Source organism: Maribellus sp. YY47 (genome assembly GCF_023111095.1).
In the GTDB taxonomy this organism is placed as follows: Bacteria; Bacteroidota; Bacteroidia; order Bacteroidales; family Prolixibacteraceae; genus Draconibacterium.
Genome location: NZ_JALGYW010000027.1, coordinates 44,556 through 64,520, shown reverse-complemented (window position 1 = coordinate 64,520; position 19,965 = coordinate 44,556). Strand labels below are relative to the sequence as shown.

The window sequence follows — 19,965 nt, the reverse complement described above, 5'->3', positions numbered from 1 at the left end:
ATCTCAGTGACAACTTGCAATTTAAAGGACATCGAATAGTCCTTCTGTGTACGCTTAACGTACTGTGAATGATTGATTTCTTTCATAACGCTACTTTTTGTGTAACGCTATTTCAGGACGAGACACTATACCCAATAAAAAAAGCCCGGAATTACCGGGCTTTTTTTATTATATCGTTATTGACTTACATGATCAGCTTGTACCCCTTCCCGTGAACATTAATGATTTCCACGGTTGGTTCATCTTTCAAATGCTTGCGAAGTTTGGTAATATAAACATCCATGCTTCGGGCATTAAAATAATTATCGTCGATCCAGATGGATTTTAATGCGTAGTTTCTTTCCAGTACTTTATTGGCATTTTGACAAAGCAGCTTAAGCAATTCAGATTCTTTTGTGGTTAGTTTCACCGCCTCCTCGCCATCCGCAAGTGTTTGCTTCCGGGTATCGAAAGTAAAACGGCCTAACGTAAATACCTGTTGGGCGCCCGACTGTCCTTCCTGTGAAGTTCGCCTTAAAATCGCTTCAATTCGCAGGATCAATTCTTCCATGCTAAAAGGCTTGGTAATGTAATCATCCGCACCAATTTTGAAGCCTTCCAGCACATCTTCCTTCATGTTTTTAGCCGTCAAAAACAATACAGGAATATCTGCATTCACAATCCGAATATCCTTGGCCAGCGTAAATCCATCTTTTTTGGGCATCATTACATCCAGAATACAAATGTCATAATGCTCTTTCATAAATCCTTTATATGCAGCTTCTCCATCCGGATACAGATCCGCATCGAAGCCTTTTGCTATCAAATATTCTTTTAACAACAATCCCAAATTCTCGTCATCTTCGGCAAGTAGCAATTTTGTTTTTTGTTCCATGGTTAATTATTTATTTGTGGGAAATAGATTTTAAATTTAGTCCCTTTGCCTAAAGCACTTTCAACCTTAATGGTTCCGTTGTGCAAATCCACTATCTTTTTTACATAACTCAATCCCAGTCCAAAACCTTTTACATCGTGCACATTTCCGGTAGGCACCCTGTAAAACCGATCAAATATCTGAGCATGATGTTCTTTCGCAATTCCTATGCCACTATCCTGTACTGAAATCACAATGTTATTCTTACTATTTTCTGTTCTTACCCAAATTTCGGGATTTTCCTTACTGTATTTCATCGCATTATCCAGCAAGTTAAAAATAACATTGGTAATATGCACCTCATCTCCCTTAATTACAGCATTTTCTGCATGTATTTCAGTATGTAAGGTACCATTCTTATTCTTCACCCTAAGTTCGAAATTGGCTGTTACAGTCTCGATCATTTTATTTACATCAAACTCCCGGACTTTCAATTTTAGCCGTCCTTCATTAAACACAGCCATCTGAAGCACTTTCTCTACCTGAAAACTAAGCCGTTTGCTTTCCTGGAAGATCACTTTCGAAACATGCTCAATAGTAGAAGGCGTGTTCGAAATTGTGCCATCCTGCAACATTTGACTGGCCAGCGAAATAGTAGAAATCGGTGTTTTCAGCTCGTGCGTCATATTGTTGATAAAGTCGTTCTTGATGTTCGATAACTTTTTCTGACGCATAATAACAAGAATGGCATAGGCAAAAATAGCTATCAGTAAACCAGTTAGGATGATGGTCGGGATAATCGTCAGCCCGGTTTGCCGGAATAAATAACGTTTCCGGTGAGGGAAATAAACGTTCAGGTAATTGGGCTTTGGCCCGTTATAATCATTCTGAAACAACAACTGGGGATATTCTCCGCGGTTTTTGGGATTATAATCTTTGTCTCCAAAAATGACGGTTTCTTTAGCCATAGTTGAATTCTTGATAGCGTATTTGTATTCCAGGTCAATCCGAAACTGTGCCATCGCTGCATCCAAAAAAGCCTTTACCCGGGTTGAATCGATACGTTCTTCGAGAGGCAAATCTTCCAGGGCTATCTTGTAATTCCACCAGTCGGCATTACGCAACCATTCTTTCCTCCGGCGTTGCTGTTCTAAACTCTGTTTCATAAAACCTTCAACTCCCATGATCGATAGCGAATCGGAGGGATCAATCTTAAGCTCGTATTGTTCTTCAAAGTGGCTAACAACGCCCTGATTCGAGTAACTCAGACTAAAACTAAGCGTACCTCTTGCCGGATTATTATACGGAAATATATTACCGAGTTCTTCCTTTTTTTCGTTCATCCCTGGCAGTTCTCCGCGCCGGGCATATTCTCTCGCCAATCGCTGTTCATCCAAATCAAGCTGAATAGCAACCATACTCAGCGCATTCTGCACCAGCTGATCAAACTGCTCCTCCCTGATATCTGATGCAGACTTAATAATTGATGTCTGCACCAGTATCAATCCTGAAAGCACAATTGCCATCAACACAATCAGCGTTATAAGCATTTTTCGACTCATGCACCAAAGATAGATTGATTAAAAGCCTGTGATTTCGACCCTTAACATTATTTAACAGGATATAATCATTTGTAAAATTTATTAACCACCGAACGGGGACAATGTTTACATTTTGGCCAATACATCGGCAATTACCTGCGGAAAATAACGATATTCCAGCTCGTGTACCTTCTCAGCAACCTGCTCGGGTGTATCTTCGGGCAACACTTCGCATTTCGCCTGGAAAATCAGCGCCCCCTCGTCGTATTTCTCGTTCACATAATGAATTGAAATCCCTGACTCCGTTTCACTATTGGCTACCACTGCCCGATGAACATTCATTCCATACATTCCTTTTCCTCCGTATTTAGGCAACAATGCAGGATGTATATTAATAATAGGAAAAGCTGAAACCAGATTCCCAGGGATCAACCACAGGAATCCGGCAAGTACAATTAAATCGACTTTACGTTCTCTTAACGTACTCAAAATTTCATCGGTGCGATAGAATTTTTCGCGATCGAATACAAAACTTCCCACCCCAAAATTCCGGGCACGAACCAGGGCATAAGCATCAGCTTTGTTCGACCATAATGAATCGACCTCAACATCCTCTTTATCAGAAAAATATTTAAAAATATTTTCGGCATTTGTACCCGAACCCGAAGCCAGAATTGCTATTCTTTTTTTACCCATTTCTTACTGTTTATTGCTGTTTCGAACTTTCAAACAAATAATTCAAATTTAGGTACTTAGGACGTAAGATACTTACTGTGTTAACATCTTTTTTAAAGATTTTCTTGGAAATTTCGAGCGTAAATGTATTACTTTGCAGCGAATTATTTAAAACAAAAATTAGTATTAATTAAAATTAAAAGTTATGTCTGACGTTGCAGCAAAAGTAAAAGCTATAATCGTTGATAAGCTAGGTGTTGACGAAAGTGAAGTAGTTACAGAAGCTTCTTTCACCAATGACTTAGGTGCTGATTCACTTGACACCGTTGAATTAATTATGGAGTTCGAGAAAGAATTCGACCTTGCTATTCCGGACGACGAAGCAGAAAAAATTTCTACAGTAGGTGAGGCAATCGCTCACATCGAATCTGCGATTAAGTAATCTGACTCATATTATTTTTCTTTTATGGAATTAAAACGGGTAGTAATAACCGGTGTTGGTACCGTTAATCCATTGGGTAACTCCGTTCAAGAATTTTGGGAGAACTTAATTAAAGGAGTGAGTGGGGCCGGTCCCATAACTCACTTCGATGCTTCAAAGCATGTTACACAATTTGCTTGTGAAGTAAAAAATTTCGATCCTCTCCTTTATATTGAAAAGAAGGAGGTTCGCAAACACGATTTATTTACGCAATACGCGTTTGCGAGCACAGCCCAGGCCATTGAAGACAGTGGCCTAGACCTGGAGAAAGTTGACGGTGACCGGGTTGGCGTTATTTGGGGAGCCGGAATTGGAGGTTTGCAGACTTTCCATGAGGAAGTTCGCGCCTACAGCGAAGAGCGACCACGCTTTTCTCCGTTTTTTATCCCAAAAATGATTGCTAATATTGCCGGTGGATTGGTTTCGATCAAGTACGGATTTAGAGGTCCGAACTACACCACGGTTAGTGCGTGTGCTTCTTCCACCCACGCTATTATTGATGCTTTCAACATGATTCGCATGGGCAAAGCCGATATGATAGTTACGGGGGGCTCAGAAGCTGGTGTTAACGAAGCCGGTGTCGCAGGATTTAATTCCATGCGTGCACTTTCAACCCGCAATGATGATCCTAAAACCGCATCGCGTCCTTTTGATAAAGACCGTGACGGTTTTGTTATTGCTGAAGGCTCTGCTGCATTTATTCTCGAAGAATACGAACATGCAGTAAGCAGAGGTGCTAAAATTTACGCCGAAATTGCCGGAGGAGGAATGTCGGGAGATGCTTTCCATATGACAGCTCCCGATCCCGACGGAAGAGGCGCCAGCCTTGTGATGAAATGGGCATTAGAAGATGCGGGAATAAAACCCGAAGATGTGGACTACATTAACGTTCACGGTACTTCAACTCCACTTGGAGACATTGCCGAACCAAAGGCCATTCTTAAAACCTTTGGAGATCACGCTTATAAGCTTAGTATCAGTTCTACCAAATCAATGACCGGCCACCTTTTGGGAGCTGCCGGAGCGGTAGAAGGCCTTGCCAGCGTTTTAGCCATTCAAAATAGCATTATACCTCCAACCATCAACCATTTTACCGATGATCCTGAAATCGACCAAAAGTTGGATTTCACTTTCAATCAGGCCAAACAAAGGGAAGTCAACATTGCAATCAGCAATACCTTTGGATTCGGTGGTCATAATGCTACTTTAGTTTTCAAAAAATTTTAGAAAACTGTGGTTAGAAAAATAGTACAACGGGTAAAACTCTTTTCGTCTGATCGAAAAGAGTTTTACTTGTTTTTAAAAGACCTGCTTGGTTTTTACCCCCGAAACCTGAAACTTTACGATCTGGCGTTCGTTCACAAATCGGCTTCAACGATCGATTCGCAGGGAAATTTTGTAAACAACGAACGCCTCGAATACCTGGGTGATGCCATTCTGGGAGCGATTATTGCTGATTTTTTGTACAATCGTTTTCCTCACGAAGACGAAGGTTTCCTTACAAAAACCCGCTCCAAACTGGTAAATCGGGCATTTCTCACGAAGCTGACCCACGATATGGGCCTGCATGTTTTTATCGATTCAAACACTACCAAAAAAGTCGATAAAAGTCATATTTACGGTGATGCCCTCGAAGCACTGATCGGCGCCATCTATCTCGATCGCGATTATCACTCGGCCAAGTTTTTTGTCACCAAAAAAATTCTCTCTCAATTTGTTAACCTGAACGAGATTGAACAGGAAGATTCCAATTTCAAAAGCCAGCTGATTGAGTGGAGCCAGAAAAACAAACGGGAAGTGGAATTCGAAACCAGCGAAGAGACTGACGAAAAGCTGAAACAACCCAAATTCAATGCGGTGGTAAAAATCGACAATGTAGAAGTTGGCCGGGGAGCAGGAACGTCGAAAAAAGAAGCCCACCAGCAGGCAGCCCGCGAAACACTCGAAAAGTTGAAAGAAATATAGTCGTGCCGACTGAGTGTCTCACAATCTTTATAATTTTGCTCCCGCTTACAAATTGAAATGAATAACATTTTTATCATCGGCTTAGGCTTTCTTGCCCAGGGTTTGTTCTTCATCCGAACAATTATTCAGTGGTTTAAATCGGAAAAAGAGGGCGAAGTCATTTCTCCTGTGGTATACTGGCAAATCAGCCTGGTGGCTTCCATCATCATGCTTACTTACGGAATTCTGCGAAACGACTTTGCCATTGTAGTAGGGCAATCGCTGGTGTACGGAATATACATACGCAACCTCCAGCTGAAACACGTCTGGAAACGGATGCCCCTCATTTCGAGAATCCTGGCCATTCTGATACCCCTCTCCTTCTGGTTCTGGCTCATCTACACGGGAAACATCAGCAACATTTTTCACAACGAAAACGTTTCGCTGTTCTGGATGGTTTGGGGAACAACCGCGCAGCTGGTTTTTATCTCCCGATTTTTTTACCAGTGGATTCACTCCGAAAAAGAAAAGGAATCACTGTTTCCTCTCGGATTCTGGATCATTAGCACTTTCGGTTCTTTAATGATTTTTACCTACTCGCTTGCCCGTATCGACCCGGTTTTGTTTGCCTCACACAGTTTGGGACTGTTTGTGTATTCGCGCAATATTCTGCTGCATTACGGCAGAGGCAGCCTGTTTACCCGGCTCCAGCGGATTCCGGTGTTAAATAAGTTAATCGGGAAGGTATCCGACAAAATAAAATAAGCCGGAAATCTGCTGACTACCGGCCGTTTTCCTGTTTCTTTCCGTGTTTAATTGTTCCCTACCATATTGACTTTGATGATCTCTTTCATCACGAAATAAAAGATCATTGAAAAGATAAAAACAACAAAACCATAAATAGGAGCATAGAAACTAACAATAGCTCCCTGCATTACCAATTGCGGAGAAATATCTCCGGCTACACGAATGGCTTCGAGAGCCTGTACAATTCCGATAATTTGCGCCAGAATTCCGGCTGCAACGGCAACCGACCCCGCCAGTAGAATCAAATCCAGTCCCTTCAAGTTATACCTCCGTTTTATTACCTGAACAACTTTCAGAATAAAAACACCGAAGGCTAAAAGTGCCAGGAAGGAAATAATCCCCATAAAAAGAGGTCCACCTACATAAAAGATTTCAAAGATGTTCATGACTTGCATTTTAAATTATTCTGAAGCCAAACTACTGCACTTTACTCAATTCAGATTCATTTAATCGATCAACGCCCTAAATTCAGAACCATACGACATTCCAAACCTAAAACTACAAAACCTGCAGAAATATAGTTGTTCAACTTCCATTCTCTGACTTTGGTCGATCCAATTTTGCGTTCCGCCATCTATGAAATAAATTGCTACTTTTAATTGGATTATGACAGATCGGATTCAACACATCGTTCAACTAGCCCGGCAGTCGAAAACTTTCCGCAGCGCTTACCATTTGCTGTTCTGGATAATTGTAGCCTTCTTTTATTTTGCCTTATTTAGCTGGAACAGTGAGTTTCGGGAAGCTACCATTATCTTCTCGGCAGGACTGCTCCCGGTTGCCATTTCGGAAACCTACTTTTTTAATCATTTTCTGTTTCCACGCTTTCTGTGGAAAAAACGTTACGCCCGTTTCTTCCTTTACAGTTTTTACACCTTACTTGTCGGAGTATGGTTGTCGTTTCTGATCGTTTTTTATGCACTTATTTTTATACTAACCAACAAAGCTGCCATATCTCCTACGCTGCTACACCCCGAGCTGCAAATCGTATCACTCCATTTTATCATTTTCCTGGGGATTGCAATCAAACAGGTAAAGCGGGCATTTTTCATGCAACAGGAAAAGAGCGAGCTCGAAAAGGCACAACTAACCACAGAACTTAAACTAAAAGAAGCCGAGTTAAAACTTCTGAAAGCACAGGTTCATCCTCATTTTCTGTTCAATACCCTGAATAATTTGTACGGACTTACTCTCGAAAAATCGGATGAAGCCCCCGCATTGGTGCTTCAATTGTCCGACATTCTGGATTATATTTTATACCGTTGCGATGCGAAACTTGTCGATCTTTCAGAAGAACTCGCCAACCTGAAAAATTACATCGAAATTGAAAAAATCCGATACCCGAATAAACTAAAGCTCACCCTTGAATTTCCGGATGAAACGGAACACCTGAAAATCGCTCCCTTGATTCTGTTGCCTTTTGTGGAAAATGCGTTCAAACACGGCGTTAGTCACTTCCCCGGAATGGCTTTTATCAACATGAAAGCGAGCCTGAGCGATAAGAACCTAACGTTCTCTGTGGAAAATTCGCGTACCCCGTTAAAACCAAAAGAACAAAGCTACAGTAACGGCATTGGTTTGGTTAATGTTCGGAAAAGACTGGAACTTCTGTATCCGGGGAAGTACATACTGCGGGTTGACGAACTGTCAGAAACTTTTTCAGTAAATTTAATCCTTGAACTCGAATCTTAATATGTACCGCTGTTTAATCATAGACGATGAACCCATTGCAATACGGGTGATAAAAAAACACCTCGCAGCGTTTACCGATTTTACGGTTGTAGCTGAGTGCAGCAATGCACTGGAAGCCATGAGTATTCTTGCAAAAGAAAAGGTTGATCTCTTGTTTTGCGATATTCAAATGCCACAACTTACCGGTGTCGATTTTATTCGCTCGCTCTCGCATCCGCCAAAGGTTATTTTCACAACGGCTTACCGCGATTATGCCATTGAAGCCTTTGAACTTCAGGTGGTAGATTACCTCTTAAAACCGATTTCGTTCGGACGTTTTGCCCGCGCGATTCAGCATTTTCTTGATCAACAGTCACCCAAAGAAAAGGCAGAAGAAAATCCAACCGCCCCCAAAGAAGTGGATTTCATTTTTTTAAAAGCAGATAAAAAACATTACAAGGTAAATCTTGCCGACGTTTTGTATTTCGAAAGCCTCGGCGATTATGTAATTGCACACACTACCGCCCAGAAAATCGTCACCAAGGAACGCATCAGTCATCTGCAGGAAACTCTGCCTCCTCACCGGTTTATACAAATTCACCGAAGCTTTATCATTTCCATCTCAAAAATTGAAACCGTTGGACCGGGTTTCATCGAAGTTGCTAAAAAGAAGTTGCCCGTTGGACGAAAATACAAGGCAGAGCTTTCCGCTCTTCTGGAGAACAAGCAATAAGATTTTTGTTACATTTGAACTTTCTGCGGATTATGGATGAACGCAAAAAATACAATCTGCGGGCCGGATGGTTTTCTATTATAGGAAACGTGGCCCTGTCGGCATTAAAATACTGGGCCGGCATCTCAACCGGTTCTTTGGCCCTTGTTGCCGATGCCTGGCATTCCATTTCTGACGTTATCACTTCAGCCATTGTTTTAATTGGAGGTAAAATCTCGCGAAAACCCGCCGATAGTGATCATCCTTTTGGGCATGGCAGAGCCGAACACATTGCATCGATTATTATCGGAGTAGTACTGGCCCTCGTTGCATTCGATTTCATTATCAATGGTATTGAGAAATTTGGAACCCGCGAACAAACCTACTACAGCACATTTGCATGGATTGCCGTAATTATCTCGATCGTAGTGAATGAAATCATGACACAGTATGCATTCTGGGCCGGAAAAAAGATCAAATCGACCATGTTAATTGCCGATGGCTGGCATCACCGGACAGATGCACTGTCATCCATCATCGTTTTGATCGGTATTGTTTTAGGAAGTTCTTTCTGGTGGACCGATGCAGTTTTAAGTATAATTGTTGCCATTATGATCGGCTATGCCAGCTACGAGATTATGTCGAAAGAAATAACGTCGTTACTGGGTGAAAGTCCCAGTGAAGAATTACTGGTATCCATCAGCGAAACAGCACAAAAAAGCTCAAAAGTTCCCTTGTACATCCATCATATTAATTTGCACAACTACGGGCATCACACCGAAATGAGTTGCCATATCAAACTTCCGCCCGAAATGTCACTGGAAGAAGCACACGAAATATGTACCGGCATCGAAAAAGTGATCAAAGCGGAGTTTGGCTACATTACAACGGTTCATCCCGAACCCATTACATGGAAGAAAAAGTAAATTAAGGTAGTTCTACAATTTTCAAATTTCGAAAATGAATTTCAGCTCCTTCCGATTCCAGGCAGATGTATCCTTCTGTTTTAGATGATTTACTGATTCCGTTTACAAATTTCCCGTTTACCGAAAGTTTGATGGTTCCGTCCACACAAACCACATCGTACACGTTCCATTCGCCTTTGCCCTTGCAACGATTCTCGATGGATTTGCTTCGCTCACCACGAGGGTTATCCGGAATGGTTGTAACTCCGCCAACCCCGAAAAGTTCTCCGTGAACATAGGCGATGGGCGGCTCTTTTCCGTCTCTTTTATTGAGTTTCACCCAATCGAGTTCCAGCATTTGAACTTCAACACCATTGGGCAAGCGGTTCTTGTCGTCGGCATTGGCATCGCTCCACACAAAGGTCCCCGAATTTCCCCCGGCTTCCATGTGCTTCCATTCAATATGCATCATGAAATTGCGGTATTTTTTTGCCGACCGGATTACCCCAATCGGTTGCCCCATACAAATCAGTTCGTCTCCTTTCTTACTCCAGGTTTCGTTCAGCGTATTTACCTGGATCCATTCGATGGCCTCACCTTTAGCTTTCTGTCCATCTACAACTTTTCCCCAGGGAACAACCTCGCCAAAATCAAATAACTTTTCCTGTGCATTGACCGAACACACGGTCAGGACAACCAACCAAACAACGATTATATGTTTCATCTGATGTACTTTTTTTAATACGGAATTAACTCAATTTATTTGCTTCACCAGCCAAAGGAACCGGGTTATTGATCTCTTCCAACGGACCAAATGCATAAGTTTTCGGCCCCAGGTAAAGATCAGAATTCATCACTTCCTCCCAGGTTACCTCTTTCCCGGTGTAGGCCGCAATTCTACCCATAATTGAAGTTAATGTGGAATTAACCTGTGCTTCCGCGTCGTTAACAGGTTTTCCGGTACGTATGGCAGTTACCAGGTTGATATGTTCCTGTACAAACGGATTGGTCACTTTCCATTTCGGATCGGTTACACCTTCCTCCCACTTTGGATAGTTCCAAACCTCATTGCCTTGCGTATCGAGTATTTTGCCCGAAGCAATCGCGACACCCTTGGTCCCGACAATGCGTTCAACTTTCCCGTTGGCACATCCGTTTATTTGACGGGCCGCACAATGCGCACGCATACCGTTTTCGTATTCATATTCAATACTGAAAAAATCGTAAAGGTCTCCTGTCAGCCTACGTTGCCGGCCGCCGTAACCAATCGCTTTTTTAGGATTTTCGCCCAAAAACCAGCTCATCACATCCAGCTCATGAATAAACTGCTCGGTAATATGATCGCCCGAAAGCCAACAGTGATTCACCCAGTTCCGAAGCATGTATTCCATGTCGGTCCATTCCGGATTGCGTTTCCGATGCCACAAAGCGCCACCGTTGCGAATAATATTTGCCCCGACAATTTCGCCAATCTCACCGTTCTTCACTTTCAGAGCGGTTGTCATATAATCTTTCTGAACACGTCGGATGGTACCACTTACCATTGAGAGTCCCAGCGCTTCGGCCTTTTTCGAAGAAGCCAGCACCGAACGCGCTCCCACCGGATCGACCGCACAGGGTTTCTCCATAAAAACATTTTTGCGTGCATTAATCGCTGCCTCTACATGCACCGGGCGGAAGTGAGGAGGAGTGCACAGTAAAACCAGATCAACTCCTGCGTCGATTACTTTTTCGTAGGCGTCGAACCCGATGAAGCAATTTTCATCGGCAACTTCTACGCCGCGTTCTTTTTTCAGCTGCTCGCGGCAATTGTCAATTTTATCCTGAAAAACATCTCCCAAAGCAACAATCTGCAAATTTGGCCCGGCATCCAGAAAATTGAGCGCTGCTCCGGTACCACGACCACCGCAGCCCACCAGCCCGGCTTTTATCACCTTCCCGTCGGGAGCCTGATCCAAAAGTTCAGGTATAACATCTTCACTTATTTTTACTTTTTCAGAGGAACAGGCCGCAAGAACACTTGCAACCCCCAGGGTACCAACAGTGGCTTTTGTAATAAAACTCCGTCTGCCGAGATGCTTTTGAGTCATGATGAATATAGGTTTATGTTTAACACCACTAAATTAACAGAAATATCAGGTAAACCAAGTGCTGCGGGCAATACATTAATTAATGTTTTTCCATACCTTTACACAACATTTAAATTCTTTTAAAAACTGATTTCAATGAACATTAAAATTGTATGTCTATTTATGGCAAGTTTAGCGTTTCTGATCCAAAGCTGTTCAGAACCTGTAAAAACCGACCTGACCCAAACCGCATTTATTCCTAAGCCGGTTAGTGTAACCGCTACCGGAACTGCATTTGAGGTTAATAATTCAACCATCATTTATGTACAGAACGGCGCTGAAGAGTTGATGAAGACTGCTGAAATTCTCGCAGCTAAAATTGGGAAAGCCACTGAAAAAATCACCATTCAACCGGTACAGGAAGCCCCATCAAAAGGCATTTATATCGCAGTTGAAGCGAGTGATGAACTGGGAGCAGAAGGATATGAATTAACGATCGACAAAAAACTTATTACCATTAAAGGAACCGATCCGGCTGGTTGTTTTTATGGCGTTCAAACGTTTTTGCAAACACTTCCTGCCAACCTTGCATCAGGCGAAGCAATCTATGTTCCGACAGGTACTATTCGCGACTATCCCGTATACGCTTACCGTGGTATGATGCTTGACGTTTCGAGACATTTTTTCCCCAAAGAAGACGTAAAAAAAGTCATCGACATGCTGGCAGCCTATAAAATAAACATCTTCCACCTGCACTTGAGCGATGACCAGGGCTGGAGAATTGAGATTAAATCGTGGCCCAAACTTACTGAGATTGGCGGCAGCACACAAGTAGGCGGTGGCGAAGGAGGTTATTACACCCAGGAAGATTACAAAGAGATTGTTCAGTACGCCATGGATCGCAGCATCACCATCGTTCCTGAAATCGACATGCCCGGACATACCAATGCGGCACTGGCTTCGTATGCCGAGTTGAATTGCGACGGGAAAGCAAGAGACCATTACACCGGAACAGAAGTAGGCTTTAGCTCGTTGTGTACCGACAAGGAAATTACTTACGAATTTATTGACGATGTAGTTCGCGAGCTTGCAGAAATAACACCTGGCCCCTACTTTCATATTGGAGGAGACGAGTCGCTTTCAACCAAACACGACGACTATGTGTACTTTGTAAACCGCGTTCAGAAAATTGTTGAACAATACGGAAAGAAAGTGATTGGCTGGGACGAAATTGCCAATGCCGAGTTGATTGACAATGCCACCATACAATTTTGGGCCAATGAAAAAAACACAAAACTGGGTGTTGAAAAAGGTGCCCAGGTAATTATGTCGCCTGCCAGATACGCTTACCTCGATATGCAGTACGATTCTACTACTCACCTGGGCTTGCATTGGGCTGCTTACATTGAAGTGGACCGTGGCTACAACTGGGATCCTGCCAAATTGGTCGAGGGCATTACCCAGGAAAACATAAAAGGAATTGAAGCGCCGCTGTGGGCTGAAACCATTACCAACCTCGACGAAATTGAGTACATGGTGTTTCCGCGTATAAGCGGTTATGCTGAAATTGGCTGGACTCCGGCTGAGCAGCGCGACTGGGAAAGCTACAAACTCCGTTTGGCAAAACACGGAAAGCGCTTCGAAAAGATGGAAATTGATTATTACAAATCAAAACTGGTTCCGTGGGAAGAATAATCCGTTAACGAACCGTTTCAACAGGAAATAAGACTAAGGTCCTATTTGTATTTTCTTTTCAGCAGTGAATGAAATACAGATGGGACCTTTGTTTCAAAATGCAATTTCTCTCCGCTAACCGGATGGACAAATCGCAGCTGCTGCGCATGAAGCCCCAGTCTTCGGATCGGGCTCGATACTGCTCCGTATTTTTTATCCCCGACAATGCTGTGCCCAATCTCCTGCAAATGCACCCGTATCTGATTTTTACGACCTGTTTTAAGTTCGACCTGAAGCAATGAAAAATTGGCGTTTGATTCAAGCACCCGGTAATTGGTAATGGCTTTTAGCCCTTTATTCGGATTCTGACTCGAATGCACCCGGAAAACTTTGTCTTCGAACAAATAAGAAACAATAGTTCCTTCTTGCTTTTCCAGCTGCCCCTCAACCAAAGCCACATAGCACTTTTGTGTTTCCTCCGTATTCCAGTTTTCCTGAAGCAACTTTTTTACTTCTTCATTTTTTGCATAAACCATCAGCCCCGATGTTTCCCGGTCAAGGCGATGCACAATGAAAATTTTATTTTTAGGATCCTGTGTTTTTACATAGTCGCTCAGCATCCGGAAAGCATTATGTGTATTGTCGCTGCCTGTTGCGATCGAAAGCAAACCCGCTGATTTATCAATCACAATCAAAGAATCGTCTTCGAAAACAATCGTAAATTCTGCGAACTTCTTTTCTGCCCGACTTCGGCTTCCCGAAATTCTTACCATTTGCCCTGGCAATAGCTGATGATTGAATTGGGACACAATTTGATCACCCACCCATACCTGCTTGTTACGCAACAGCGATTTAATATTGTCGCGGCTTTTACTGGGCAATTGCGCGATCAGAAATTCCATTAATGAAACTTCTTCTGTTACTCTGAAAAGTACATCTTTCCGTTCTCCGGGAGAAGATTTTCTTGCCGGATGGGCTGATTTTTTATGCATTGACTTACCTGATTATTCTGCAGCGAAAGTACATCATTTATCCATGCTCTATACTAACTCCTGCAATTCTTCCGGCACAACTTCAAACAAATCCTATGCGTTCTTCAGAAATAGCATGAAAATCTAACATCCATCAGCAGAAACAAAATTCGGGTTCGCTCCTTCTCTTCATCATGCAAAACAGTTGGTAAGATTCTCTACATAAACGAGTTGGCTATTCCGCATGACGGTAACACAAACGTATGTTTTCCAATGCCGATTCAGGACTGTATTTCGATGGAAGTGAACCCTTTTGCAAAGCTGCGTAAAAGAACTGAATTTCATTAAAGTAACCGTCACCCAGATCGTTTGCCGGAATCGTGGCCTGTTCCGTGTTCCCGGAAATGTAAATATTCTCGCCGTCAGCGGATGAAAAGCTTACGCTTGCCTGCTCAAATACTGCAGTGTACTCTGCCCGAAACGGGAAGGTGGCATGAAACACATTGCCCCCCTCGACCCTTACCACCAGGCCGGGACCGGGATAACGCCAGGTTGCCGACACATAGTCATGACGGCTTAGTTTTCCCGGGAGTATTGTTTTATCGGATATTTCGGATGGAATTCCTACAGCAAAGGCAGCAAAATCGATGTCGTGAATGACCAGATCAAAAAGAGCCCCGCCGGAAACTCCAAAGTTCTTTTGCTTTTCGAGCCATTGTCCCCATTGCGGAACACCTGAAAAACGGGTAAGCGACAAAAATTTCAGCGCACCGTATTCCTGGGCCTCAATAAAATTTAACAGTTTCTGATACGGCGACATAAAACGAACAACATGGGCAACCATCAGAACACACTTTTTTTCGGCTGCGAGTGCAATCAATTCTTCTCCTTTTTCCACGTCCAGTACAAAAGGTTTTTCCACCAATACATGCAGGTTGTTGTTCAAGGCCTCTTTTACCAGTGGGTAATGCAGCTCGGTATGCACGCAAACATGTACCGCATCCAGCTGCTGTTCGTTTAAACAATCGGCTAACGAAGGGTAAACCGGAATTTTTAGCAGTGCGCCGTTATCTCCTTCTCCAAGCGATAGATTTCCCAACTGCTCATTCAGCTTGCGGGCTACTGAAGCGACATCTTTTTCAATGATAGCAACCAGTTCAACTCCGTCAATCGCCAGCAACTGGCGACTGTGCATGATCCCCATAAAGCCAAATCCAATAACTGCCACACGTTTCATTCTCATTATTTTTTAGGTTTTATTATCTTGGAAATACTAATTCTTTTCAAAAAACACCTTGAATTTATCTTCGATCTGTGCCCGGCGTACCTCCAACTTTTATATTCGGGCAGTTCCTAAAAATATAAATTCCTTTTTCGGAAACAAAATGCAAGTTTCGTACATTTTCGGTTGCTGCTCCATTCATAAACATTATTTTTAACTCCAATAACCAAAACCTGCAATACCGATGAAAACATCAATATTTCTCTTGCTATTGTTTCCTTTTTTTGTTGTAGCCCAAAGCATTCACCCCAAGACTCCTGACGATGTGGTTGAACAGATAAAACAGCATGTTACCTGCGACTGGATGAGTAACACGGTGGATGTGTACAAAGCCGGCGATCCGCAAACCCCGCTAAAAGGAATCGCTGTTTGCATGTTTGCCGATATGCCCACCTTGAAAAAGGCCGTTGAACTGGGATGCAATTTCATTATCGTGCACGAACCTGTTTTTTACAGCCACCTCGACGAAACCGCGAATTTGCAAAACGATCCTGTTTTTGAAGAAAAGAAGGCGTTCATCGACAAAAATAAACTTGTGATCTTCCGTTTTCACGATCATATTCACAAAACCGAGCCCGACGGGGTTTATAAAGGTATGATTGATCAGCTCGAACTGGAGTCATGCTCGGTTGACGGTTCGCTCACTCATTTTCGCTTACCCCGGCAAAGCGTAAAAAAATATGCCGAAACACTCAAGAAACAACTCGGCATGGAAACTGTCCGTGTGATTGGCGATCCCGAAATGGAGTTCACAAATGTGGGAATAGCTTTGGGGGCGCCCGGCGGACAGCGACACTTACAAATGCTGAGCGAACCACGGATGGAAGTAATGGTGGCCGGTGAAGCCAACGAGTGGGAAACCTATTCGTATGTAAATGACGCGGCGGCACAAGGAAAGAACAAAGCGGTGATTTTTGTCGGGCATGTAAAATCGGAAGAAGCCGGGATGAAATACTGTGCCCAGTGGTTAAAAGGTTTTATTTCTGAAATGCCCATCCATTTCATAGAAAACGTTCCCAATTTCTCCACCCTTTAAGTAATACATGATGACGAGTACAATTGGACTGATTGCAGTTTTACTGCTTTCCGTGTTGTTCATTATTTTGGGAACGACTAAACTAAAAATGCATCCCTTTCTGGTGTTGCTACTGGCCTCGTACCTGGCCGGAGCATTGGCCGGACTGCCAACTGCCGATATTGCCACCAGCATTTCCACGGGTTTTGGGAACATTATGGCCTACATCGGAATTGTGATCATACTCGGAACCATCATCGGAACGATACTTGAAAAATCGAATGCAGCCATAAAACTGGCCGACCTCGTGCTAAAACTGGTGGGCAAACGTTACCCTGGCCTGGCCATGTCGATCATTGGCTACCTGGTTTCGATCCCCGTATTCTGCGATTCTGCCTACATTATACTTTCTTCGTTGAAAAAGTCGATCCGGCAAAAAACCGGGAAGCCATCGGTATCACTTTCCATTGCGCTTGCTACAGGACTGTACGCTGCCCACACTTTTGTTCCGCCAACGCCGGGGCCGATTGCCGCTGCCGGAAACCTTGGTATGGAAGATCAGCTGGGGCTTGTTATTCTCTTTGGACTTGGAGTAGCGCTAATCGCAATGTTCACCGGGTATTTCTGGGCTTCATTTGCGGGAAAACACTATACTTCAACAGAAGATGCCGAGGAAATACTACCATCATCACAGGAGAACATTCAATTGCCATCGGGAATAAAAGCGCTTTCGCCCATTGTTGTGCCCATCTTTCTGATTGCTTTCCGATCGGTGGCCACTTATCCTTCACAGCCTCTTGGGCAAGGTCTCTTATTTGAAATTCTCAATTTCGCGGGGCAACCCGTAAATGCCCTGCTGATTGGATTATTTCTTTCGTTTCTGCTTTTTCCAAAATTCGACCGGGAAACGCTTACCGGCTGGATCGGCGAGGGAATCGTTTCCGCCGCACCCATTTTGCTGATTACGGGAGCGGGAGGCGCCTTCGGAACCATTTTAAAGGAAACACATATTGGAGAAACACTGGGCAACCTGCTGGCCGATTATCAACTCGGGATCTTTCTCCCCTTTTTGATTGCAGCTGTATTTAAAACGGCACAGGGATCTTCCACGGTTGCCTTAGTGGCAACCTCAGCGCTCATCGCTCCATTATTGGCGAGTATCGGTCTCGATTCGCTGTATGGAAAAGTTTTGGCGGTTATGGCCACCGGTGCGGGAGCAATGACGATTTCGCACGCCAACGACAGCTATTTCTGGGTAGTTACGCAGTTTTCGGGAATGGACGTAAAAACCGGCTACCGCACGCACACCACAGCCACCCTGCTACAGGGCCTTGTTAGCATGGCCTTTGTTTATCTGCTTTCGCTGATTTTTATCTAACCTTTTATTTTTGAAAGCGCGCCACACGGATATTTTCTATACCAATCTGAAAACATGGGAACGAAATAAGTCGAACAGAAAAACGCCGTCGAAGCCGGAGTGAAAATTTTGGTTGGCAATTTGGTTCCGGATGTTGTAATTACGTTGCCCACGCAGGCGGTCGGTTGTGATCAGCAACCAGTAGGATTCCAGTTGTCGCTTTTTATACAAGCGCAATTTTTCTTCTTTCTTTTCTATCGAATTCTGAATATCTTCCACCACGTTCCGTGATATCCCGAGGTTATTGGAACACTCCCAAACCGAAGTTTCCAATCCCGGATGATGAAGGACAAGTATTTCATCGATGCCTTCAGGCAATTGTTCTGTGGGAATAACCAGGTAAAAAAGAGTTCTCATATTCCGGTTACGAATACTGGTGCGAATTGCGGTTACCGCCCGAACGGCCACGGCCAAACTCCTTTCCGCCGAAAGGGGATGCTTCTTGTTAAAAAGGAACTTTACAAAAAGTTTCTCATTGGAATTCTGCTCAAACAACTCGCGGGCATCGTCAACCAATTCTTCCTGAACCGCGTTTTGTTCAGCTTCGCTCTCATCCAGTGGAACGGCACTTCCCGGATTCAATCGCACCAATTCAATTCCCAGCCGGTGACTGTTCTTTAGTTTTACAATGAAATCGGGAGATTCCGAAGCTTCCATTTTTCCGTTGGGAAAATCATCAGAACACTCCCGGAAATAACTTGCCAGCAATACTTCCAGTTGTTTTTTCAGCTCTTGCATTAGCAACTTGGTCTTACTGCTTTGGTGTTGTTTTCTCCATGAGCGAAAAAAGATCATTTACAATCGCATCGCGGTCAAACTGATCCCAATAAATTATTTTTTGTGAATTTCCGGGTTGTTCCACCCAGGCATGATTGATGAGTTTGGGAGCCGGAATTTCATGTTTTGTTCCCCATGCGGGATTCTTCAATACGGCCAGCACCACCATGTCGAACAAAGCGCGCGATGGCGGATAACCGTGCATTTTGGCATGGTCGAACAAATCTTTTGAATAATTTCCAAACGAGTTGAACTCGCCGCCATGACGACCGGTAATCGTATTTTGCGAAACCGGCCCTTTCCCCGCCAGAAACTCTTCCACTTCGGCAGGAGTAACCCGAACCGCATCGGTTGCAGTACTGTCGCCATAACGAACGGTAACCATTTCGAAAGGCGCTCCTGATTCAATCACCGGATTCACAGAGGAAACATCATTTACCAAATTGTATTCTCCGGGATTGGGATAATTGCTTCCCAACCACACAATCCTGATTTTATTCGCAATTGACGGTTCTTTGGCCAGTGCCAATGCAATGTTGGTGAGTTTGCCAATGGGTGCCAAAACGAGTTTTTCGTCTTTCACTTTCATAGCTTCGCTGATGATAAAATCAACCGCCGCCTGCCCGTCAAACTGAGCTTCGTTGATATGCGGAACAATAACATCGTAGGTACTGTCGGCACCAAAAAAAAGCGGTAATTTTTCTTCCAGATCGAATAGTTGAATAATTCGTTTCGCCTCATCATACTGGCCTTGCAAACCGTATCCGTTGGCGGTATTATTCACCGTCACACCCACCACATCAAAAACATCGTTGTTCAGAAAAGCATAGGCCAAAGCATGCTGATCGTCGAGTTCGTTATTGGCATCGGTATCGATGATGATCTTCATTTTTTTCACTGTTTTCGTTTGGGGTCCTGACTGACAAGCTGCCAGCACCCCCACCATTAACATCAACGTTAGAATTCTGTAAAGCATTGTTTTTGTTTGTTTTCCCGAAAATACATAGCTTTTCTAGCATACTCCATTCTGCTTTTCCGGATTTTCGGGGTGAGTGATTTTATCTGATTTGTATTTACCTCTGTTGTTTCACCTAGTTTATGCGTTATGCAACCGATCCTATTGTTTTGGGCAATTATCCGTCCCTGCCGTTTCATTTCCGGATTAACCAAA

General features: G+C 43.5%; 20 protein-coding genes. 10 read left to right on the top strand and 10 right to left on the bottom strand.

Annotated features, from left to right (window positions below):
• Positions 1–184: 184 nt before the first annotated feature.
• The 3 genes from MR764_RS18075 to purN all read right to left on the bottom strand — a co-directional run bounded on the left by MR764_RS18075 (position 185) and on the right by purN (position 3,090).
• A complete protein-coding gene (locus tag MR764_RS18075) occupies positions 185–874 on the bottom strand; it encodes a response regulator transcription factor (RefSeq protein WP_247980859.1) in 690 nt (229 codons plus the stop codon).
• 2 nt (positions 875–876) lie between these two features.
• Entirely contained in the window at positions 877–2,403 is a 1,527-nt protein-coding gene (locus MR764_RS18070) for a HAMP domain-containing sensor histidine kinase (RefSeq protein WP_247980858.1), read from the bottom strand.
• Positions 2,404–2,520: 117 nt separating this feature from the next.
• Positions 2,521–3,090, bottom strand: a complete 570-nt coding sequence (purN, locus tag MR764_RS18065; RefSeq protein ID WP_247980857.1) for a phosphoribosylglycinamide formyltransferase — start codon at positions 3,088–3,090, stop codon at positions 2,521–2,523.
• A gap of 184 nt (positions 3,091–3,274) precedes the next feature.
• Here purN and MR764_RS18060 point away from each other — a divergent pair, with 184 nt between their 5' ends.
• The 4 genes from MR764_RS18060 to MR764_RS18045 are packed head-to-tail and all read left to right on the top strand — an operon-like array spanning position 3,275 to position 6,259.
• Positions 3,275–3,511 carry an acyl carrier protein gene (locus MR764_RS18060; RefSeq protein WP_247980856.1) on the top strand — a complete coding sequence of 79 codons (237 nt, stop codon included), beginning with the start codon at positions 3,275–3,277 and terminating at the stop codon, positions 3,509–3,511.
• Between the two features lie 24 nt (positions 3,512–3,535).
• Positions 3,536–4,777 (top strand): beta-ketoacyl-ACP synthase II, encoded by a 1,242-nt coding sequence (gene fabF / locus MR764_RS18055; RefSeq protein WP_247980855.1) that lies wholly within the window; start codon positions 3,536–3,538, stop codon positions 4,775–4,777.
• Positions 4,778–4,783: 6 nt separating this feature from the next.
• A complete protein-coding gene (gene rnc, locus MR764_RS18050; RefSeq protein WP_247980854.1) occupies positions 4,784–5,515 on the top strand; it encodes a ribonuclease III in 732 nt (243 codons plus the stop codon).
• 57 nt (positions 5,516–5,572) lie between these two features.
• The gene (locus MR764_RS18045) at positions 5,573–6,259 is read left to right on the top strand and encodes a lipid-A-disaccharide synthase N-terminal domain-containing protein (protein WP_247980853.1); all 687 of its coding nucleotides are present in this window, start codon (positions 5,573–5,575) and stop codon (positions 6,257–6,259) included.
• 47 nt (positions 6,260–6,306) lie between these two features.
• Here MR764_RS18045 and MR764_RS18040 read toward each other — a convergent pair whose 3' ends face one another.
• The gene (locus MR764_RS18040; protein ID WP_247980852.1) at positions 6,307–6,687 is read right to left on the bottom strand and encodes a MotA/TolQ/ExbB proton channel family protein; all 381 of its coding nucleotides are present in this window, start codon (positions 6,685–6,687) and stop codon (positions 6,307–6,309) included.
• A gap of 220 nt (positions 6,688–6,907) precedes the next feature.
• Between MR764_RS18040 and MR764_RS18035 the strand changes: the two genes are divergently transcribed.
• From MR764_RS18035 to MR764_RS18025, 3 genes are read left to right on the top strand one after another with little or no spacing between them, the layout of a single operon-like run.
• Complete coding sequence (locus MR764_RS18035) at positions 6,908–7,993, top strand: histidine kinase (RefSeq protein ID WP_247980851.1); 1,086 nt, start codon at positions 6,908–6,910, stop codon at positions 7,991–7,993.
• 1 nt (position 7,994) lies between these two features.
• Positions 7,995–8,705 (top strand): LytTR family DNA-binding domain-containing protein, encoded by a 711-nt coding sequence (locus MR764_RS18030; RefSeq protein WP_247980850.1) that lies wholly within the window; start codon positions 7,995–7,997, stop codon positions 8,703–8,705.
• A gap of 32 nt (positions 8,706–8,737) precedes the next feature.
• Positions 8,738–9,610 carry a cation diffusion facilitator family transporter gene (locus MR764_RS18025; protein ID WP_247980849.1) on the top strand — a complete coding sequence of 291 codons (873 nt, stop codon included), beginning with the start codon at positions 8,738–8,740 and terminating at the stop codon, positions 9,608–9,610.
• 1 nt (position 9,611) lies between these two features.
• Here MR764_RS18025 and MR764_RS18020 read toward each other — a convergent pair whose 3' ends face one another.
• On the bottom strand, positions 9,612–10,313 hold the full coding sequence (locus MR764_RS18020) for a DUF1080 domain-containing protein (RefSeq protein ID WP_247980848.1): 702 nt from the start codon (positions 10,311–10,313) through the stop codon (positions 9,612–9,614).
• A 25-nt stretch (positions 10,314–10,338) separates the two neighbouring features.
• On the bottom strand, positions 10,339–11,679 hold the full coding sequence (locus MR764_RS18015) for a Gfo/Idh/MocA family oxidoreductase (RefSeq protein ID WP_247980847.1): 1,341 nt from the start codon (positions 11,677–11,679) through the stop codon (positions 10,339–10,341).
• 162 nt (positions 11,680–11,841) lie between these two features.
• On the opposite strand from MR764_RS18015, the gene MR764_RS18010 reads away from it, so the two are divergent.
• Entirely contained in the window at positions 11,842–13,353 is a 1,512-nt protein-coding gene (locus MR764_RS18010; RefSeq protein ID WP_247980846.1) for a beta-N-acetylhexosaminidase, read from the top strand.
• 41 nt (positions 13,354–13,394) lie between these two features.
• Here MR764_RS18010 and MR764_RS18005 read toward each other — a convergent pair whose 3' ends face one another.
• Positions 13,395–14,324, bottom strand: a complete 930-nt coding sequence (locus MR764_RS18005; protein ID WP_247980845.1) for an RluA family pseudouridine synthase — start codon at positions 14,322–14,324, stop codon at positions 13,395–13,397.
• Positions 14,325–14,538: 214 nt separating this feature from the next.
• Positions 14,539–15,540 (bottom strand): Gfo/Idh/MocA family oxidoreductase, encoded by a 1,002-nt coding sequence (locus MR764_RS18000; RefSeq protein WP_247980844.1) that lies wholly within the window; start codon positions 15,538–15,540, stop codon positions 14,539–14,541.
• Positions 15,541–15,769: 229 nt separating this feature from the next.
• On the opposite strand from MR764_RS18000, the gene MR764_RS17995 reads away from it, so the two are divergent.
• Positions 15,770–16,621, top strand: a complete 852-nt coding sequence (locus MR764_RS17995) for a Nif3-like dinuclear metal center hexameric protein (protein WP_247980843.1) — start codon at positions 15,770–15,772, stop codon at positions 16,619–16,621.
• A gap of 10 nt (positions 16,622–16,631) precedes the next feature.
• The gene (locus MR764_RS17990; RefSeq protein ID WP_247980842.1) at positions 16,632–17,978 is read left to right on the top strand and encodes a GntP family permease; all 1,347 of its coding nucleotides are present in this window, start codon (positions 16,632–16,634) and stop codon (positions 17,976–17,978) included.
• Positions 17,979–18,014: 36 nt separating this feature from the next.
• Here the strand turns inward: MR764_RS17990 and MR764_RS17985 are convergent, their stop codons facing one another.
• Both MR764_RS17985 and MR764_RS17980 read right to left on the bottom strand, forming a co-directional pair.
• Positions 18,015–18,755 carry a hypothetical protein gene (locus MR764_RS17985; protein WP_247980841.1) on the bottom strand — a complete coding sequence of 247 codons (741 nt, stop codon included), beginning with the start codon at positions 18,753–18,755 and terminating at the stop codon, positions 18,015–18,017.
• A gap of 13 nt (positions 18,756–18,768) precedes the next feature.
• Positions 18,769–19,683: a nucleoside hydrolase gene (locus MR764_RS17980; RefSeq protein ID WP_247980840.1), complete on the bottom strand. Its 915-nt coding sequence runs from the start codon at positions 19,681–19,683 to the stop codon at positions 18,769–18,771.
• Between the last annotated feature and the right edge of the window lie 282 nt (positions 19,684–19,965).

What these genes read in the sequence shown, in the direction of transcription:
- MR764_RS18075 (WP_247980859.1), bottom strand. Translation starts at nt 874, where the DNA reads ATGGAACAAAAAACAAAATTGCTACTTGCCGAAGATGACGAGAATTTG.
- MR764_RS18070 (WP_247980858.1), bottom strand. Translation starts at nt 2,403, where the DNA reads ATGCTTATAACGCTGATTGTGTTGATGGCAATTGTGCTTTCAGGATTG.
- purN (WP_247980857.1), bottom strand. Translation starts at nt 3,090, where the DNA reads ATGGGTAAAAAAAGAATAGCAATTCTGGCTTCGGGTTCGGGTACAAAT.
- MR764_RS18060 (WP_247980856.1), top strand. Translation starts at nt 3,275, where the DNA reads ATGTCTGACGTTGCAGCAAAAGTAAAAGCTATAATCGTTGATAAGCTA.
- fabF (WP_247980855.1), top strand. Translation starts at nt 3,536, where the DNA reads ATGGAATTAAAACGGGTAGTAATAACCGGTGTTGGTACCGTTAATCCA.
- MR764_RS18045 (WP_247980853.1), top strand. Translation starts at nt 5,573, where the DNA reads ATGAATAACATTTTTATCATCGGCTTAGGCTTTCTTGCCCAGGGTTTG.
- MR764_RS18040 (WP_247980852.1), bottom strand. Translation starts at nt 6,687, where the DNA reads ATGAACATCTTTGAAATCTTTTATGTAGGTGGACCTCTTTTTATGGGG.
- MR764_RS18035 (WP_247980851.1), top strand. Translation starts at nt 6,908, where the DNA reads ATGACAGATCGGATTCAACACATCGTTCAACTAGCCCGGCAGTCGAAA.
- MR764_RS18030 (WP_247980850.1), top strand. Translation starts at nt 7,995, where the DNA reads ATGTACCGCTGTTTAATCATAGACGATGAACCCATTGCAATACGGGTG.
- MR764_RS18025 (WP_247980849.1), top strand. Translation starts at nt 8,738, where the DNA reads ATGGATGAACGCAAAAAATACAATCTGCGGGCCGGATGGTTTTCTATT.
- MR764_RS18020 (WP_247980848.1), bottom strand. Translation starts at nt 10,313, where the DNA reads ATGAAACATATAATCGTTGTTTGGTTGGTTGTCCTGACCGTGTGTTCG.
- MR764_RS18015 (WP_247980847.1), bottom strand. Translation starts at nt 11,679, where the DNA reads ATGACTCAAAAGCATCTCGGCAGACGGAGTTTTATTACAAAAGCCACT.
- MR764_RS18010 (WP_247980846.1), top strand. Translation starts at nt 11,842, where the DNA reads ATGGCAAGTTTAGCGTTTCTGATCCAAAGCTGTTCAGAACCTGTAAAA.
- MR764_RS18005 (WP_247980845.1), bottom strand. Translation starts at nt 14,324, where the DNA reads ATGCATAAAAAATCAGCCCATCCGGCAAGAAAATCTTCTCCCGGAGAA.
- MR764_RS18000 (WP_247980844.1), bottom strand. Translation starts at nt 15,540, where the DNA reads ATGAAACGTGTGGCAGTTATTGGATTTGGCTTTATGGGGATCATGCAC.
- MR764_RS17995 (WP_247980843.1), top strand. Translation starts at nt 15,770, where the DNA reads ATGAAAACATCAATATTTCTCTTGCTATTGTTTCCTTTTTTTGTTGTA.
- MR764_RS17990 (WP_247980842.1), top strand. Translation starts at nt 16,632, where the DNA reads ATGACGAGTACAATTGGACTGATTGCAGTTTTACTGCTTTCCGTGTTG.
- MR764_RS17985 (WP_247980841.1), bottom strand. Translation starts at nt 18,755, where the DNA reads ATGCAAGAGCTGAAAAAACAACTGGAAGTATTGCTGGCAAGTTATTTC.
- MR764_RS17980 (WP_247980840.1), bottom strand. Translation starts at nt 19,683, where the DNA reads ATGAAGATCATCATCGATACCGATGCCAATAACGAACTCGACGATCAG.